This is a genomic window from Leisingera sp. (genome assembly GCF_034669605.1).
In the GTDB taxonomy this organism is placed as follows: domain Bacteria; phylum Pseudomonadota; class Alphaproteobacteria; order Rhodobacterales; family Rhodobacteraceae; genus Leisingera.
Map to the genome: position 1 here is coordinate 1 of NZ_JAXMOX010000029.1, position 17,264 is coordinate 17,264.

11 protein-coding genes and 1 pseudogene are annotated in these 17,264 nt (G+C 64.7%); 8 read left to right on the forward strand and 4 right to left on the reverse strand.

The annotated features are described in order from the left end of the window. The 7 genes and pseudogenes from VOI29_RS05560 to VOI29_RS05590 all read left to right on the forward strand — a co-directional run. Positions 1-295: pseudogene (locus VOI29_RS05560) on the forward strand (quinohemoprotein amine dehydrogenase subunit alpha); the annotation flags it as partial. Positions 296-313: 18 nt separating this feature from the next. Continuing rightward, positions 314-1,738 (forward strand): quinohemoprotein amine dehydrogenase maturation protein, encoded by a 1,425-nt coding sequence (peaB, locus tag VOI29_RS05565; protein ID WP_323776621.1) that lies wholly within the window; start codon positions 314-316, stop codon positions 1,736-1,738. After that, positions 1,735-2,058, forward strand: a complete 324-nt coding sequence (gene qhpC, locus VOI29_RS05570) for a quinohemoprotein amine dehydrogenase subunit gamma (RefSeq protein ID WP_024091506.1) — start codon at positions 1,735-1,737, stop codon at positions 2,056-2,058. The genes peaB and qhpC overlap by 4 nt, the downstream gene beginning before the upstream one ends. 13 nt (positions 2,059-2,071) lie before the next feature. Then, positions 2,072-3,151, forward strand: a complete 1,080-nt coding sequence (gene peaD, locus VOI29_RS05575; RefSeq protein ID WP_323776623.1) for a quinohemoprotein amine dehydrogenase subunit beta — start codon at positions 2,072-2,074, stop codon at positions 3,149-3,151. Continuing rightward, positions 3,148-4,890, forward strand: a complete 1,743-nt coding sequence (locus VOI29_RS05580) for an ABC transporter ATP-binding protein (RefSeq protein ID WP_323776625.1) — start codon at positions 3,148-3,150, stop codon at positions 4,888-4,890. Before peaD ends, VOI29_RS05580 begins: the two co-directional genes overlap by 4 nt. Next, a complete protein-coding gene (locus VOI29_RS05585) occupies positions 4,887-5,633 on the forward strand; it encodes a hypothetical protein (protein ID WP_323776626.1) in 747 nt (248 codons plus the stop codon). The genes VOI29_RS05580 and VOI29_RS05585 overlap by 4 nt, the downstream gene beginning before the upstream one ends. A gap of 15 nt (positions 5,634-5,648) precedes the next feature. Continuing rightward, entirely contained in the window at positions 5,649-7,052 is a 1,404-nt protein-coding gene (locus tag VOI29_RS05590; RefSeq protein ID WP_323776628.1) for an aldehyde dehydrogenase family protein, read from the forward strand. A gap of 120 nt (positions 7,053-7,172) precedes the next feature. Here VOI29_RS05590 and VOI29_RS05595 read toward each other — a convergent pair whose 3' ends face one another. Together VOI29_RS05595 and VOI29_RS05600 are read right to left on the reverse strand one after the other, a co-directional pair. After that, entirely contained in the window at positions 7,173-7,877 is a 705-nt protein-coding gene (locus VOI29_RS05595) for a CpXC domain-containing protein (protein ID WP_323776630.1), read from the reverse strand. A 35-nt stretch (positions 7,878-7,912) separates the two neighbouring features. Continuing rightward, positions 7,913-13,408, reverse strand: coding sequence for a hypothetical protein (locus VOI29_RS05600; protein WP_323776632.1), 5,496 nt, complete (start codon positions 13,406-13,408; stop codon positions 7,913-7,915). A gap of 351 nt (positions 13,409-13,759) precedes the next feature. Here VOI29_RS05600 and VOI29_RS05605 point away from each other — a divergent pair, with 351 nt between their 5' ends. After that, entirely contained in the window at positions 13,760-14,110 is a 351-nt protein-coding gene (locus tag VOI29_RS05605; protein ID WP_323776633.1) for an META domain-containing protein, read from the forward strand. A 115-nt stretch (positions 14,111-14,225) separates the two neighbouring features. Here the strand turns inward: VOI29_RS05605 and VOI29_RS05610 are convergent, their stop codons facing one another. Together VOI29_RS05610 and VOI29_RS05615 are read right to left on the reverse strand one after the other, a co-directional pair. After that, positions 14,226-15,320, reverse strand: coding sequence for a ParB/RepB/Spo0J family partition protein (locus VOI29_RS05610; RefSeq protein ID WP_323776635.1), 1,095 nt, complete (start codon positions 15,318-15,320; stop codon positions 14,226-14,228). Continuing rightward, on the reverse strand, positions 15,298-16,719 hold the full coding sequence (locus VOI29_RS05615; RefSeq protein WP_323776637.1) for an AAA family ATPase: 1,422 nt from the start codon (positions 16,717-16,719) through the stop codon (positions 15,298-15,300). The genes VOI29_RS05610 and VOI29_RS05615 overlap by 23 nt, the downstream gene beginning before the upstream one ends. Between the last annotated feature and the right edge of the window lie 545 nt (positions 16,720-17,264).

Sequence of the window (17,264 nt, forward strand, 5' to 3'; positions counted from 1 at the left end):
CGGTCCGGACGGCAAACCCGGAACCGGGGACGACATCCGCATCGGCCGGGTCGAAGCGCAGTGGACCGTTGCCAACGCGCATGAGCACGCGGCCCATATGAAGGACACCGAATACGCAGGCGGGATGCAGCAGAACGGCATCTTCCAGCCCGCCATCGCCGGCCCCAACCCCGACCGCCCCTTCAGCGCCAATAACGCCGGTGAGCTGAAAGTGCAGGCCGAGGCAATGGGCCAGCAGGCCGAGGCGATGCTGATCGTCACCGTGCAGCGCTTCATCGATCCGCCGATCCGCTGAAGCACAGGGAGAGAGACCATGAAAGACTTTCACTATCAGCCAGCCAATGCGCACCGGGTCGCGGTCGACGGGCGCGAGGTTCTGTTCCACGTCCCCACCACCTCGATCTTCGAGATGGACAGCACCGACCGCGACATCCTCGACTACGCCGCGCAAGAACAGGCGTTCAGCATGGACGACTTCGCAGCCCGGTTTGCGGCATCGGATGCCGCCGCCCGGCTCGACGGGCTGGTGCGGCTCGACATCGTCAACGACGGCCGCCCGCTGCAGCCCGAGCGCCCGCCGATCGAGATCGAAAACTTCCCGCTCACCACCATCGTTCTGAACGTCAACACCGGCTGCAACCTGGCCTGCTCCTATTGCTACAAGGAGGATCTGGCGATCCCGTCCAAGGGCCAGAAGATGGCCTTTGACACCGCGCGGAAATCGGTCGAGATGCTGCTGGCAGAAAACCCGGACCGCGACAGCTACAACGTGGTGTTCTTCGGCGGCGAGCCACTGTCGAACCAGCCGCTGATCCGCCAGGTGGTGGACTGGGCCGAGCCGCATTTCGCCGCCCTTGGCAAGGCGGTGAACTTCAGCCTCACCACCAATGCCACCCTGCTGACCGAACCGCTGATCGACTGGCTCGACCAGCACCGGTTCGGCCTCACCGTCTCCATCGACGGCCCCAAGGCGCAGCACGACCTGAACCGCAAGACGGTCGGCGGCAAGGGTACCTATGACGCGGTCGCCGCCAAGGCGCGGCTGCTGCTGTCGCGTTATAAATCCAAGCCGGTGGGCGCCCGCGTCACCCTGACTGCAGGCATCACCAACATCGTCGAGATCTGGGACCACCTGATCAACGATATCGGCTTTGCCGAAGTGGGCTTCTCACCCGTCACGTCGGGCGAGATGGATGCCTTCAACCTCAACGGCGCCGAACTGCTGGAGGTGTTCGAGGGCATGAAATCCCTCGGCCGGCTCTATGTCGAGGCGGCGCTCAGGGGCCGCAACATCGGCTTTTCCAACATGCACCAGATGATGAACGACCTTTACGAGGGCCGCTCCAAGGCGCTGCCCTGCGGTGCCGGGGTGGGCATGCTGGCGGTCAACCACGACGGCGCGCTGAACCTGTGCCACCGTTTCACCGGATCGGAAATGGACCAGTTCGGCACCGTCGACGAAGGCATCAAGCGCAAGGAGCTGTCGGGCTTCATCAAGGCACGCTCCGACCGCACCGAAAAGGGCTGCGCCACCTGCCGCATCCGCAACCTCTGCGCGGGCGGCTGCTACCACGAAAGCTATGCCCATTTCAGCGACCCGATGATGCCGACCTATCACTACTGCGACCTGATGCGCGACTGGATCGATTTCGGCGTCGCCGCCTATGCCGAGCTGATCGCCAAGGCGCCGCAGTATTTTCATCAGCATGTTGCGCCGAGGAGGGCGTTTGGAAAATGAAACCGCTCAATCAGAAAGCCGAACGCGTCCAGCAGGCCGCAACCGAGGGCCAGATGGAAGAGGTCCGCGCGATGCAGACGGTGACCGCCGGCTGCGCCACCACCTTCGATCCCGGCTGGGAGGTCGATCCCTTCGGCGGCCTTGCCGCCCTGTGCCAGCCGATGGAGGCGGACCTTTACGGCTGCTCCGACCCCTGCTGGTGGCCCGCCCAGGTGCCCGACATCATGGTCAACCACCAGAACTGGGACGAAAACGCCCCCAATGCCGCCAAGGACTGGCGCGCGCTTGGCGCCACCTACCCCACCGACGCCGAAACCTGAGGAGACCCGCATCATGAAAACCGCGTTTTTTGCTGCTGCCGCGTTCTGCGCCTCCGCCCTGCCGCTGGCCGCAGGCGATCTGCTGGTGACGGTGGCCCGCCCCTCCAACCTCTATGTCTTTGATGCCGGGGACCGCTCGGTCAAATCCGACTGCGATCTTGGCGCCAACGTGACGCCGGGGGTGATTGCCATGTCGCCGGACAACCGCATTGCCTATGTGCTGCTGAACCACTGGCAGGATGTGGTCGGCGTCGATATCGAGACCTGCGAGACAGTGTTCCACGCCGCCCAGTCCGACGGCGATGTGACCCGCCGCTCGCTGGCCTCGCTCGCTGTCTCCAAGGACGGCAGCCAAATCTATACGGTGCGCAATCCGGTGCGCAAACTGACCGACCGTTACGAGGTGATGCAGCCGGAGTTTGCCGTCTATGACGCCAGCGCCGGGCTGGAGGCCGCCCCCGCAGCCGTGTTCGAGGCGCCGCGCCGCTCGACGCTGATGGCCACCGACCGCAACGGCCAGGTCTATGTCGCGGGCCACGACCTCTACCGGGTTGATCCCGCCACCGGCAACACCGAGGTGGCCATCGCCAATGCCAGCTGGGACCGCCCCGCCTACAGCCCGCCGGATGTGCTCGCCTTCTGGCCCACCGGCAGTCAGAACGACGAGATGCTGCTGATGTACACGGCAGCGGTCTTCACCGACGAAACCCAGCAGGAAATGGCGGATTTCGTCTGGGGCTACCAGTCGGTCGACCTCACCACCGGCGAGACCGGGATCGCCGATTTCGCCTCCTTCGAGGTGCTGATGTTCTCCGCCGTGCGCAGCGCTGTGGACCCGAAATACCTCTATGGCGTCTATACCCAGCTCTCCAAGCACAACCTGGAAACCCGCGAGCTGGTGAAACGCGTGGACCTGCCGCACACCTATTACGTCATCAACGTCTCCAGCGACGGACGCGAGATCTATGTCGGCGGCACCAATGACGACATCGGCATCTACGACAGCGAAACGCTGGAGCGGACCGGCGAGATCCGGATGCCCTCCGGCGGCGATATGTCGGTCTCCACCCTGCACGTCGTGCCGCAGGGATGACCGGACCGGCCGCCAGACTCTCCCCCCAGCCGGGCGGCCCTGCGGCTGCCCGCACTTGGCCGCGCCTGCAATCCCGTGCAGGCGCGGCGCTTTTCACATCTTCCACCGCGGCCTGGCTGCTGCCGCTGCTGCACCCGCACCGGCACCGGCTGGCGCTGCTCTTGCTGATCAGCTTTGCCGCCGCCGCCATCGGCCTGCTGCCGCCCTATATCAGCAAGCTGGTGATCGACCGCGGCCTGATGGCCGGCGATGCCGCGCAGCTGGTGGTCTGGTCGCTGGCGCTGTTTGCCATCGGCCTCGCGGCCACAGCCACCGGCGCGCTCAGCAATATCCTGCACATGCGCGCCTCGCTCCGGATGCTGGCACGGCTGCGCCGGAAACTGCTGGCCCGGCTGGCCGCCAAGCCCTCCGGCTGGTTTGCCAGCCAGCGCGCAGGCGAGCTGCTGGCCCGCATCGACGGCGACGCGGCCGAAGTGCAGAAATTCGCCTTCAATGCGGTGCTCGGCGGCTCCTCGGCGCTGATCCGGCTGATCGGCGGCTCGGTGATGCTGATGGTTCTGGACTGGCGGCTGGGCCTGCTGACCGCGCTGCTGGCCCCCGCCGAGCTGCTGTTCCTGATCTGGGCCCGGCCGCGCACCGAACGCCACGCCGCCGCAGTGCGCGGCATGCAGGGGCGCTACGCCGCCGGTCTTTCGGAAACCCTGTTCGGCCTGCCCGCGCTGCAGGCCGCCCGCGGCACCTTGTGGGCGCAGCGGCGCAGCCTGCGCGACCATGCCGGGCTGAACAGCCGCCTGATCGCCCAGAACCTGTGGGGCGAATTCACCCGCGCGGTGCCGGTGCTGCTGTCGGCGCTGACCCGTTCCGCGATCTTTCTGGCCGGCGGGCTGATGGTGATCCGCGGCGACTGGCCGCTCGGCTCTTTGATCGCTTTCATCGCCTATATGGGCTTCATGACCGGCCCGATGCAGTCGCTGCTGGGCCTCTGGCACGCGCAGGCGCGGGTCAAGGTTGCCGCGGCGCGGCTTGATGCGGTGATGCAGCCCGCGGCGCGCGCGAAAGCTTCCTGTTTCTCCCCCGCGGGCTACGCCCTGCAACTGGACCGGGTCACCGTCGCCCGCGGCCAGGCTGCGCCGCTCGGCCCGCTGACCCTGACCATTCCCCAAGGCACCAAACTGGCGCTCAAAGGTCCCAGCGGCGCCGGAAAAACCTCGCTGCTCGCGGTGCTCTGCGGCCGGGCGCAGCCGCTGTCGGGCCGTATCACCCTCGGCGGCGCGGACCTCCGCCAGCTTGGCGGAGCCGCCTTGCCGGAGCAGGTGGCCTATGCCGGCCAGCGCCCCTTCACCCTGCGGGCCAGCCTGCGCGATAACCTGTTCCAAAGCCGCGCCTTCTGGGCCAATCCGGACAATGAAACAGACGTCTGGGAGCTGCTGGATCTGTTCGGCCTCGCCGAACGCTTCCGCAGCGCAGACGGCCTCGGCACGATGCTCGGCGAAAGCGGGCTGACCCTGTCGGGCGGCGAACGCCAGCGCCTTTGCCTGCTGCGCGCCCTGCTCACCCCCTTCAATATCCTGATCCTGGACGAGGCCCTGTCCGAGGTCGACCCCGCCACCGCCGCCCGGATCCTCACCCATATCGACCGGGCTTTCCCCCGGGCCACCCGCATCATCACCGCCCACGGCGGCGCGGCCGCCGCCGCCCCGTTCGATATGGAGATCACCCTGACCGAGGCCGGCGCATGACCCCCGCGCCGCTGATAGCGCTGATCGACGGCCCGCTGGCCGCGGACACCCCGGGCCGCGCCGCCCGCACCGATATCTGCGAGGTGCACCCCCGCGCCGCCGAAAGCCCCGCCGCGCTGCACGCCGCCCATATCGCCGCCGCCATCCGCGCCAATGCGCCGGCGGCCCGGTTCCTTGGGTTCACCATCTTTCCCGGCCGCCTCTCCGCCTCCCTCGCCAGTGTGGCCAAGGCCCTGCACCGCGCTGCCGGTTCCGAGGCGCAGATCGTCCACTGCTCCTTTGGCCAGCCACATCACAGCCCGCTGCTGGCCGCGGCCGCCGCCGCGGTGCTGCAGGCGGGCAAGCTGCTGGTCGCCTCCGCCCCCGCCCGCGGCGCGCCGGTCTACCCGGCGGCTTGCATCGGGGTGCAATCGGTGCAGGGCGACGCCCGCTGCGCCCCCGGCCAATGGTCGCTGCTGAACCTGCCCGGCGCGCAATACGGCGCTTGCCCCGGCGCACCGGACGCAGCAGTGCGCGGCGCCAGCCTGGCAGCGGCGCATTACACCGGCCTGCTGGCCCGCGCCCGCAGCGACGGCAGCGGCAAGACAGTGCTGCCCCCCCCGGCCTTCACGGGCCGCGAACGCATCACCCTGCCCCCGCCCAGCGGACCCTTGGCGCAGGGCTCACCCTCAGCCCCCCGGCGCCCCCCTGCCCCGCCGCCGGATCCTGCTGATCTTTTTCAATCCCCCAACACTGACAAATAATCAGGGAGAACACCAATGGACTACCGAATGCTCATCAACGGCGAACAGGTTTCGTCAGACCGGATGATCGGCGTCATCAACCCGGCAACCGAGGCGGTCTTTGCCCGCGTGCCGCATGCCTCCGAAGCGCAGCTGAATCAGGCCGTGGCCGCCGCCAAGGCCGCCCAGCAGGATTGGGCAAACACCCCGATGGCCGAACGCCGCGCCAAGGTGGAGGCGCTGGCCGCCGCCATCGGCGAGGAGGCCGGCGAACTGGCCCGGCTGATCACCCTGGAACAGGGCAAACCGCTGCCCGAGGCACAGGGCGAGGTTGCCTGGTCGCAGGGCTATCTGGCCCACACGGCCACGCTGGAGCTGCCGGACCGCATTATCCAGGACGACGCCGAATTCCGGATTGAGACCCGCCATAAACCGCTGGGTGTGGTGGCCGGCATCATCGCCTGGAATTTCCCGCTGCTTCTGTGCTGCTGGAAAATCGGCCCGGCGCTGATGGCCGGCAATGCCATCGTGCTGAAACCGGCGCCGACCACCCCGGTCACGGCGCTGAAACTGGGCCAGATCTGCGCCCGCATCCTGCCGCCCGGGCTGGTCAATATCATCACCGATGCCAATGACCTTGGCCCGAAACTGACCGCGCATCCGGATGTGGCCAAGATCGGCTTTACCGGATCCTCCGAAACCGGCAAGCGGATCATGGCCGGCGCCGCCGCCACCATGAAACGGGTGACGCTGGAGATGGGCGGCAACGACCCCGCCATCGTGCTGCCCGACGTCGATGTAAAAGCCGCGGCCGAGAAGATCTATGGCGGCGCCTTCCTCAATGCCGGACAGGTCTGCCTGGCGGTGAAACGCGCCTATGTGCACAGCGACATCTACGAAGATTTCTGCGCCGAACTGGCCGCCTTGGCCGAACAGGCGGTTGTCGATGACGGCATGAAACAGGGCACCACCATCGGCCCGATCCAGAACAAGGCGCAGTTCGACAAGATCAAGGGTTTCCTGGAGGACGCCCGCGCCAGCGGCCGGATCATTGCCGGCGGCACCTCCAAGGACGGCCCCGGCTATTTCGTGCGCCCGACGATTGTGCGCGATGTGACCGACGGCCAGAAAATCGTTGACGAGGAGCAGTTCGGCCCGATCCTGCCGGTGATCCGCTTTGACAGCATTGATGATGTGGTCGCCCGCGCCAATGCCTCCGACTACGGGCTGGGCGGCTCGGTGCATTCAGGCGATACCGCCAAGGCGGCAGAGGTCGCCGGCCGGATCGAATCCGGCACCATCTGGGTGAACCAGCAGCTGAACATCGGCCCGCATATCCCGATGGCGGGTTTCAAAGGCTCCGGCCTTGGCGTCGAACAATCGGTCGAGGGGCTGGCCGAATACACCCAGATGCAGGTGATCAACGTCGCCCGCGGCTGACCGCGCACCAAACCACTGAACGGCGGGCTGCATCCCAGCGGCCCGCCTTGTGCTCAGGCCTGCCGCCAAAGCGTTACAACCAGTCCACGCCAGCCGCCGCCCCGGCGGTGCCGGGCCGGGCTATTCCGCCGCGCGCCCTTCCCCCATGTACAGCTTCTGCATATCCACGAAATGCCCGGTATCAAGCCGCTTGCGGATGGCGCTCCAGCCCTCCGGATTGCCCTCGATCGCCCTGTACAGCTCCGCCGGAACGGTCATGTATTCGATGTATTTCTCCGATGCGGTTTCCAGCCAGGCAAAGACATAGCCATCGCTGTCTTCGTCGGTGTTCACCAGACGCAGCTCTATGCCCTCGGCCATCGGCACCGATTCAACACTGCGCAGAATGTGCAGCTTCATCATTTCGACAATCACATCCTCCAGCCCCAGTTGCCTGATCAGCAGCTTTTCCCGCACCGCAGGCCAGCCGAATGTCAGGCGCACCGCCAGCCCGCTGCCCACATCCCGCGCCGCCGCCGGGGCACTTGCGCCATAGCTGGTGTCAAACAGCGCGGCGGCCTCATCCTCAATTTCCAGATGATCCCGCAGGCGGCTGGCGGGCATCGCCGCGATCCACTGGCCGCGCCCGGCATCCAGATAATTGAACTGCGGCTGCAGCCGGAAGCTCTCGCCGCAGGCCTCGCAGGTCACATCCTGAAACCGGTCTTCCAGGATATCGTCCCGCAGATCGGGGCGGCGGTCGGCGTTCACACTGCCCACGGCCATCATGGTCACCGGGGCCTCGCATTGCGGGCACACCAGGTTGACGGGGTGAAATAGCGACATCGGTCAACAGCCTTTCAATCGGTCACATCAATGGGTCAGAGTTTGGCCAGCCAGCCGGCGGCGGGGTGGTTCGGCTTCAGCTTGCCGGAATGATAGGCGGCATACAGCTCCGAGAACCATTCCCCCGGAGCACGGAACTGATAGCCGGTGATCCCCTTGGCCCGCTCGCCCAGCAGATAGGAATTCCAGGTGTTCGGATAGCTTTCCTGATACACCACACCGCCGATTTCAATCTGCTTGGCAATCGCCATGCTGGACCAGGGCTTGGCCGGTTCCGAGGCCATGTCGATATGCGCCTGCATCTTGATGCGCCGGCTTTCCCATTCCTCGTCGGTGCAGGTTTCACCGGCCGGCTTGGGCGGCACATGCGCGCCCTTGTTATGCGCCATATACTCGGTTGCATAGGCCTTGTCATAGCTGAACTTTTTGGCAATTTTCTCAGCGATGCCCGAGATATCCATGCCGTGTTCGGTCCAGCCGCCGAACTCCTTCTTGCCGCCGTTGTTTTTCATGAAGCTCTGCTTGTCATCGACGGCATGGCCGACCTCATGCAGGGTGTTCCAGTTGAAAAAGGTGACCGGCTCCTCGTTTGCGGGTTTGCATTTCTCCAGCTCGGCGCGTTCTTCCGGGGTGGCGGCATCATCCAGGCTGCCCACCGCATCATCGCTGCCAAAGGCATAATTGGGCGACACGCCCGCATCGCCCTCATGCATCACGATCCGCTTTTCGTTGCCCTGGTACATTGAGCCGCCTTCCGCAGCTTCATTGACCGCAAATTTCTGCAGCGAGTCGTTGTTCAGCGTGTGATCCAGCGGCAGATCCTGCATCGCCTTGTAAAAGGCGACGATATTCGGCCCCTTCAGATCGGCATCGGCAATTTCCGTGGCCGGTGCCAGGTTCTTATTGCTGAAGTTCTTGATATCGCAGCCGAAACGTGCCTTGAACGCCACTTTGACAACGGCCCGCTGCGCCTCCGGCTCCAGGTTGTCGATCATCGCGTCCAGCTCGTCGGTGCCTTTGGGGCGCGACAGGATTTCCTTGATGTCCTCTTCCTTGGGCGGCGTGTTGGCCCGCATTTCGGCCATCACAAAGGCGCTGGTGCCGATGGCGCGCGCCTCTTCCAGCAGCTTGATCGCATCTCCCGGCTTTTTGCCGGCCGCCGCGGCGGCGGCATCCGACAGTTTCTTGCGCATGGTGTCGATGCTGGGCTTGACCGCATAGCGGTGCTCATGCGCTTCCAGCACGGCCAGCCGCGGCTCCACCTCCGGTTTCGCCCGCAGGTCCTTATACGCCTTGTGCTGCTCCGCCATCTCCAGCGCGGCTTTGGTCCCGGCAATGGCCGCCTCGATGTCGCTGCTGACCTTGGCGTAATCCTGGCCGCCCTTGGCGGCGGTTTCGGCCCCGGCAAGCAGCTTTTCCACCGCGTCGGTCTCATCCTTCACATAAGCCGCTTCATCATGGCTTGTGACCGGCCCCAGCGCCGCCCGTGCGCGGGTGATCTCCTGTTCGATAAAGGCATATTGCGAGATCACCTCATCGGCCGTGTTGCAGGCCTCCAAAGCGGCCAGCAGATGGCCTTTGGCGGTCTTGGCGTCCAGCCCGTCCTTCTGGCAGTTTTCAATCTCGGCATTGGCGGTGTCCAGATGGGTCTTGGCCACGGCGGCGTTTTCACGGCTGCCAACCACCTTGATCGACAGTTTCGCCGCCTGCACCTGCGGCCACCAGGGGGCGCTGTCCTCGTCGCCGCCGATGGCGGAATTCACCGCCTCCAGGATGCCATGGGTATTGGCAGAGCTGATCGCCTCCCCGGCGGATTCCGTCACTTCCTCGGCCATGGTCTTGGCGGTTGCGTAATCGCTGGGCGCCAGTTTCACCAGGGCATCGTATTTCGCAGTCAGCCGGGTCAGCTGCGCCTCGATTGCATCGGCCTGCTTGTGGTCCTTTGCCTCGGCCAGCTTGGCCTCCGCGGCGGCGCGGGCCGTTTCATAGTCGGACGACCCCTGGATTGCGGTCAGCAGCGCCTTGGCATCCTCGGTGATCTGTTTCAGCAGCTTGATCGCCTGGGTATAATCGTTCTCGCCCAGATCCGTCCTGGCGGTATCCAGCTTGGCCGCGGTCAGCCGGTCGGCCAGCGCCTTGATCCGGTCCTTGGTGGCATCGTTGCGTTCCGGCGCCAGCGCGTCCACCGCTGCCTGCGCGTCAGTGACGGTCTGGTTGTACGGAGCCGCCGCCGCAACCAGGCGCTGGCAGGCGGTGATTTTCTGATAGGCCTTTTCGAACATCGCCTTGGCAGCTGTATAAGTATGCGCTGCCTTCGCCGCCTGGTATTTGGCGTAATCCGCATCCGCCCGCGCAATCTGATGCACGCCGGCCTCGTTGCCCGGCCCGACCAGCGCCGCACGGGGCACAACAAAATACTGGTTTTCCCAGCCCAGCACCGTCTTCAGCGTCTTCAGGTCCGAATCCGTGGCTTGTTCCCAGCCCGCAGCAGCCTTGGCCTTGTCCGCCGCCCCTTGGAAGTCCCGCGCGGTCTGCTTGGCGGTGCTTTCATCCAGCAGGTCCTGGATCTCGGTCTTGCGATGGGTCAGCTGGGTCTCAACCGCGCCGCCTTCGGTGGTGATCTTGGCAATCACTGCGGCGGCCTTGGCCCGGTCCGCCTTGATCGCCTTGTACAGCTCGCCATCGGCCCGGGCCTGCTCGGCCATTTTGCGCCCGGCGGCAAGTTTGGCCTCAGCCCCCTTGTAATCATAGGCTTCGGGCTTGATCAGATCGTCCGCTTCACCGGTCAGCCGGGTGATGTCATCCAGATGCGGCTGCAGGCAGGCAGCGTCATTCAGCGGCGCCAATGCGGCGGCCTGTGCCGCCAGCGATGTCTTCAGCTCGCCATAGGCGCGATGCTGATGAACCAGCACCATGGCCATCTTCAGGTTTGCGATGGCGCTGTCCAGATGCGCCCTGGCATCATCGTATTTCTTGGCCGTCTTGGATTTTTCCGCTTCCGCCGCAGGCAGTTGCGCCTTGGCGATCAGCGCGGTGAAATCATTGCCCGCATCCGCCGCAACAACCTTGTCGCGGATATCGGTGAAGACCTTGAACGCCGGATCCCATTTCTTTTTCAGATCATCCAGCGCCGCCGTGTCGGTCATCCCGTCCAGTTCGACCGCGGCCTCTGCCGCCGCCTTGGCGCTGTCCACCCGTTTCTCGGCATCCGCCAGGCAGGTGTTTGCCAAGGCGAAATCCAGCTTCAGCGCCGCGGCCGCCGCCTCGGCCATCAGCGCCTTGGCATCCTCCAGCATCGGGGCCGCCTGCGGCACATTCTTCAGGGGATCGATCTTGCCCTGAACCGCCACGCGTTTTTCCTTATAGGCCTTGCAGGCATCCGCCTGGGCCGTGGCCGCCGGCCAATCGCTCTGGGTGGCATCCAGCAGGGTCAGCGCGGTGGAATATTTGTGCAGGGTTGCTTCCGCCTTGGCCGAAACAAGATCCGCCTCCATTTTCAATATGATGACCTGAATGCCCGAGGCGCCGCCGTGGTCCTTGAAATCCTTCAGCTTGGCCTCGAAGGCCGTCAGCTTGGGCGCATATTGCTGAACAACCGGGATTTCCTTTTCGATGAAGGGCCGCACATTCCAGAATTTGCCGAGTTTCTTCAGCGACTCGCCGTAATCCTTGGTCGTCGCAACATCAGAATCGGAGTAATAGCCGTTCGCCTCGTCCAGCTTGTCCGTCAGCAGCGTTTTGATTGCAGCAGAAAGCCCGGCCCAGCTGTCAACCCAGGTCTTGGCGTTCGGGCGCTGGGTTTCATAGGTTGACCGCTGCTGCCGCACCTTGGCGGTCCTGGCATGAACCGTGGCAATCTCGTCAAGCTTTTTGACGCCGTCCTTGAATTTCTTCGCCGCCTTGTCCTGCTGCGCCGTATCGTACAGGCGCTCCATCTCGCGCGCCGCATCATCTATCGCTGGGTCGCCGACAGTGACACCGCGGGCGGCATCGGCCAGCGCCTTGCGGTCCGGGTCAAGCGCCATGAAATGCGCGAAATCATCGGCCAGAACCTCGGCTTTGGCTATCTCGGCCTCTGCCGCCGCCAGATCATCGGTGGCGGTTTTCAGATCATGCGCCTTGGCCTTGCCGACCGCGGCCGTGCGCAGCCCGTTGATCCGGGTGATTTCCGGCGCAATCTCCGGCGCCGCCGCCTTGGGGTGGCTGGTCAGGGGCACCAGCCGCAGATCGAAAATCTCCAGGGCTTTCTGAAAGCCGGTCTTGGCGGCGGTGTCGGCGGCAACCGCCTTTTCCAGCGCCTGCAGCGCCTTTTCCCCGGCGCCCAGCTTGGCGCTGTCGGCGTCCTCGGGTTTGGCCTTGGCCTGGGCTGCCAGGGCCTCGACCTTATCCAAAGCGGCCTTCCACTTGTCCGGGGTCTGGCTGACCGCCTCCGGCACCATCGTGTTGTAGGTCTTCACCGGCCCGTCGCGCAGCGCCTTCAGCGCCGCCTCGATCCGGGCGATCTGCTCCGCCACATCGGCGTCTGCGGTGTCTGCGCCGCTGTCCTCCGAAGGCGGCGCGGCCTGGTCCGGCGCCTTGGCCGGGGCCTCGGGTTTGGCGGTGGTGACGGTATCCCCCTCCCCTGCCGATGCGGCACCGGCACCGGCTGGTGCCGCCTCTTCCGCAGTGTCGGCTGCCGCCTGGCGGGCCTTGGAAATGGCCTGGGCCAAGGGGCCGACCGCCTTCAGCGCGCCTTCGTAATCCGGCGGCGCGGCGGCCACCCGGGCCTTGATCTGGGTCCAGACATTTTCGATTTTCGCCGACTGCGGCGTATTCAGCGCCAGAACCTCGCTGACCAGCGGTTCCAGTTTGCCCGCGGCCTGCTGCCATTTGCCTTCCAGCAGGGTTTGCCGCTTGGCCCGCGCCGCTGCGTCCTGGGCCGCGGTTTTCATCTCGGCGGACAGCTTGGCCACATGCTCCAGCGCCGCGGCATAGCCGCTGCCCTCCGCCTTGGCCTGAATCGCCTTCCACAGCGCGTCAGCCTTCGACAGGTCGATGCCGGCAATGTCCCGCAGCTTGGCCAGATTGGCCTCAACCTTGGCGGCGGTGGTTTTCCATTTTGCTTCGGCCGGGTCCGGTTCCGCCGACGGTGCTGCCGGCGTATCCTCAGTATCTTCGGTGACAGTGTCGCCGCCTTCCGCCGGGGCTGCCTGCGGCCCGTCCTCCGCGGCCTCGTCGTCATCGCGGTCCGCCTCGACAACGGTTCCGTCGGGATCCAGAATGATGATGCTGTATTTGAGCCCGACCACCATGAACATCTTTTTGGCCTTGCGGGCCATGCCCGGCACCACCTTGCCTTCAAGCGAAAACGACAGCTCCTTGCCGTCCAGCTTCAGCGTCCCGAAGGTGAACTGCGGCGTCTCGCCATCGGCTTTGGCCTGCTTGCCCAGGACCTTGGCCGCCTTGGTCTTGTGGGTCAGAAATACCGAGTTTTCGATTTTCTTGCCGAAACACAACCCGAAGGACAGCGCCCGCTTTCGCGCAATCGCCATCTGTTGCTTAATTTCTTTTGCGGCAGATCCATCAAGAGGCATGGGAAGCTCCTGAGTTAAAAAACTGTTTAAAACTAGGGCGTTAGCTCCTATCTCCCTTCAGCGTCGCATGGAACCCGGATTCCAGCAAGATTTTTTTCTTGTCAATCTGCTCAGGCTGCGCACACTCGACCCCTACATGCATCAAGGTGAGACGCTGATGACTTTCCAGCCAGCCGCTTCAGCCCAATGACGGGTTTGCGCCCTGCCCGGGCGGCACTGCTTGCGGCGCTCGCAGTCCTGTGCGGCGGCGGGCTGGCGGTGTGCTCATTCGCCTCTGAAAACGCAACCGGACACAACGGAGAGATTTCAATGGCTTCAACCACCGCAGCAAATTTTGACGGCGCCTGGATTGTTCAAAAGGTCCAGGACGTCGATCTGGCGCAGTTCGAAGACCTGCGGTTTGATTTCGATGGCGGCACGCTTTACGGCTCCAGCCCCTGCAGAAGCTTCACCACAACTTTCGGGCCCGGCACGGAGACCATGATGTTTTCGCCGTTGCAGATCGGCGGCGGGCTGTGCGACGAAGCGACGATGATCGCCGAGCGGGATTTCCTGCAGCAGATCGGCCTGGTCAACCGGATCGAGCTGACCGGCGACGGCCAGCTGGTGATGTATAATTTCGATACGCCGCTGCTCTGGGCCAAACGGCTGGAGGCGTGACGGCCCGGGGTTTCGCTGCGAAACCCTGAAAACCGTTTTCACCGGCGCCTGAAATGAAACACCCCGGCCACGCAGGACCGGGGTTTCGCAGCGAAACCGGACCCCGGCGCCGGTCCTATCCGCCCTGCGCCAGCAGGTGGCGGACATTGTCCATCACCGTGTCAACCAGTTCAGCCGTCACATCGCCGCCGGAGAACCGGATGGCATAGCCGCCCGGGCCGTATTCCCGTTCGATGGTGATGCCGCTGGCGACGCGGGTCTTTCCGGACCGCTCCACCTTTTGCGCGGTCTTGGGGCGGCCGCCGCGGCTGGGATCCTGCGGCGCGCCTTCGGTGTCCTCGATCACCGGCAGCAGGGCGTCCCATTCCTCGGCGGCCGAGCGCCCCTCGGCCCGCTCCAGCGCGGCCCGCAGCCGCTCAGCCCCGCCGCTCCGCAAAGCGGCGGCCAGTCGCAGGCACTGGCGTTCATTGAGGCCGGTGGCATGGGACAGCATATCGCCCAGCTCTTCGTGGATCAGGGCAAACGAGCGGATCTTGGAGCGTTTGGCCTTGGAGGCATTCTGGAACAGCACCGCGACGGCTTCGTCCACCGTCGGGAACACACCATCATGCACCGCCGAGGCCGCAGCCCTGCCCCGTTCGTACTGGCTGAGACCGGAGCGGATTTCGTTTTCCTCGATCATCGAGACCAGCGCATTTGCAAGGCTGCCGGGTTCGCGGACGAACGCCGGAATGGTCTGGAACCGCTCGCCGCCGCTGAGCGCCTTCAGGCGGCGCAGGGCTGTCAGGCGGCGGAAGCCGGAGACCAGCGCGTATCTGCCCGCGTCCTCGGGATTGAGCGGCACAAAGACCTCGACCGGCAGGCGCAGGCCATTGACCGAGATGGAGGTCATCAGCTCCTGCATCTCCTCCTCGTCCAGCACGATCCGGTCGCGGTTCAGGGCATCCGCAGTGATGTCTTCCAGCGGGATTTCCACCGCCACCAGCCCTTTGCTGGCCGCGTCGCGCAGGCGTTCGGCGTCTGCCTTGTCACGGGCTGCAGCCTCGCGGTCGGCCTGCGGCATCGGATCCGCGTGGCGGGCGGCATCGGCCACAACATCGGCAATCGGCGGCCGCAGGCCGGGGCTGCGCGACAGGTCGCGGTCAATGCCTGCTTCGATCTCTTTCAATGCCTCGGGCGAGGGGGTCTCAAGCTGTCTGCGTCTGGCCATCTTCGCTCTCCTCAGTCTGTGCTTCTGCCTGCTGCATCTGCTGATCGCGCCACCAGCTGCCGATCAGCAGTTCCTTGAATTCCGCATAGGTGCGGTCGAACACCTCGCGGCCGCGGACGTAAGTATCGCGGTTGAAGTTGCGGTAGTCCGCCTCGTAGATGCCGGACACGCTTTCACCGGCCTGGCCGACCATGGCGGTGTAATCCTGCCGGTAGGCGTTCATCATGTCGCCGAAATAGGCCTGGATCACATTCGCCAGATCGGTCTGCTGGCTGGCGTCGAAGCGGGTGATCAGGGCCCGCACCACGTCCCATTCGAACTTCATCTCGGGCAGCCCGGCGCGGCGGCGGCCGGCGTTTTCACCGTCCTCGATCGAGGCGAAGGTGGAATAGAGCATGTCGAAGAACCGGCCGGTCGAGTCGAACTCGAGGAAGGACGCGCCAAGCGGCACCATCAGGATGTCGGCAGCCGCCAGCGCATTGATGGTCAGGTAGCCGAGGGCAGGCGGGGTATCCAGCAGCACGATGTCATAGTCATCGAGCGCGCCGCCCTGGTCCAGCGCGTTGGTGAGCGCGTCCCACAGCGCCCAGTTCCTGAGCCCCATCCGCCAGACCGGGATCTGGAACTCCGCCCAGTAGAGATTCAGCTGGGCGCCGATCAGATCGATGTTGGGCCAGTGGGTTTTCTGGACCACGTTTCGCAGCGAAACCTCCCGCGCTTCGGTCAGGGTCTCATCCAGCGGAATAGGGTCTGATCCGGAGGCGGCGCGGACCTTGTTTTCAGACTCTACCGCTTCGGCATAGTCTCTGGCGAGCAGCGGGAAGACGGTCTGCCATTCATCGGCGACCTGGCCGCCCATGATCGAGGTCATCGAGCCCTGGGAATCCAGATCGACCACCAGCACCTTGTAGCCGTCCAGCGCTGCCGACATCGCCAGATGGGCGGCGGTGGAGGTCTTGCCGACGCCGCCCTTGAAGTTGGCCACGGCCACGACTTTGGCGGGCAGGCCTTCGGGGCGGTAGGGGCGGTATTCCTTGGTGCTGATGCCTTCTTCGGCAAAATGATCGCGCAGCTTCAGCACGTCCTCCAGGGTGAACCAGCGCGAGCCGCTGGCGCCCTCGCCCTGGGGCAGGTCGGGGTGTTTGTTGAGGACCCGGCGCAGATGGGCGGGGGCGACCGGGATCAGGTAGCGGCAGACCTCCCATGTGGAGAAGCTGCGCAGGCGCTTGCGCCCGTCGGGGGCATAGCCGCGTTTGGCCAGGTCATCGCGGCCGCGGCCGGCGAAGGCGGCAGCCTTGGCGAATCTGGCGGTGTCGACCAGCTCGCCCAGCTTGGCGGCGGCCCCCTCGGGGTCGAGGTTGAAATAGGGGGGCAGGGGAGTTTCAGGTTTCTTTGCCATGTAACGGGTGCCTCGGGTATATCGCCTGTTTGGCGTGTTATCCCCGCATTTGTGGCACATCCCCGGGAGAGAGTGAATCATATTCTGGCAACGCATCTGTTTTCCGCTGCCGTCCGGTTTCCGCGGAATATATGACTCTTTTCCCCGTATTCATCATCGCACAAACAGGTTGAAATGTTGTGAATCTTTGATTCAGTTTAGAGTCTTTGTCCCAGATAAGCTGTTATATATCAGATACTTATATAGCTTTGGGGACCTGTATCCAGTATCAAAGGAACCCGTTTGCAGGAGCATTGGTACCCGTCTGCGGGAGCAAGGGTCCCGATTCGCAGGAAGACAGGCACCCGCGACTCGCAGGCGGTAAATCTGGCGGTTTCAGGCAGGATAATCGCCGGAAAACCGGGGAAACCAGCGCTGAATGGCGCCTGAAACCGGGATGATCCGGTAAAGGTACCCGTTTCCGGGACCGGGTTTTCCCGTAAATGGGTCCCCAAAGCAGGATTGAGCGCGGGTTCCTTTTAAGTCATAGTACCGCCAAGGCAGGT

What these genes read in the sequence shown, in the direction of transcription:
- peaB (WP_323776621.1), top strand. Translation starts at nt 314, where the DNA reads ATGAAAGACTTTCACTATCAGCCAGCCAATGCGCACCGGGTCGCGGTC.
- qhpC (WP_024091506.1), top strand. Translation starts at nt 1,735, where the DNA reads ATGAAACCGCTCAATCAGAAAGCCGAACGCGTCCAGCAGGCCGCAACC.
- peaD (WP_323776623.1), top strand. Translation starts at nt 2,072, where the DNA reads ATGAAAACCGCGTTTTTTGCTGCTGCCGCGTTCTGCGCCTCCGCCCTG.
- VOI29_RS05580 (WP_323776625.1), top strand. Translation starts at nt 3,148, where the DNA reads ATGACCGGACCGGCCGCCAGACTCTCCCCCCAGCCGGGCGGCCCTGCG.
- VOI29_RS05585 (WP_323776626.1), top strand. Translation starts at nt 4,887, where the DNA reads ATGACCCCCGCGCCGCTGATAGCGCTGATCGACGGCCCGCTGGCCGCG.
- VOI29_RS05590 (WP_323776628.1), top strand. Translation starts at nt 5,649, where the DNA reads ATGGACTACCGAATGCTCATCAACGGCGAACAGGTTTCGTCAGACCGG.
- VOI29_RS05595 (WP_323776630.1), bottom strand. Translation starts at nt 7,877, where the DNA reads ATGTCGCTATTTCACCCCGTCAACCTGGTGTGCCCGCAATGCGAGGCC.
- VOI29_RS05600 (WP_323776632.1), bottom strand. Translation starts at nt 13,408, where the DNA reads ATGGCGATTGCGCGAAAGCGGGCGCTGTCCTTCGGGTTGTGTTTCGGC.
- VOI29_RS05605 (WP_323776633.1), top strand. Translation starts at nt 13,760, where the DNA reads ATGGCTTCAACCACCGCAGCAAATTTTGACGGCGCCTGGATTGTTCAA.
- VOI29_RS05610 (WP_323776635.1), bottom strand. Translation starts at nt 15,320, where the DNA reads ATGGCCAGACGCAGACAGCTTGAGACCCCCTCGCCCGAGGCATTGAAA.
- VOI29_RS05615 (WP_323776637.1), bottom strand. Translation starts at nt 16,719, where the DNA reads ATGGCAAAGAAACCTGAAACTCCCCTGCCCCCCTATTTCAACCTCGAC.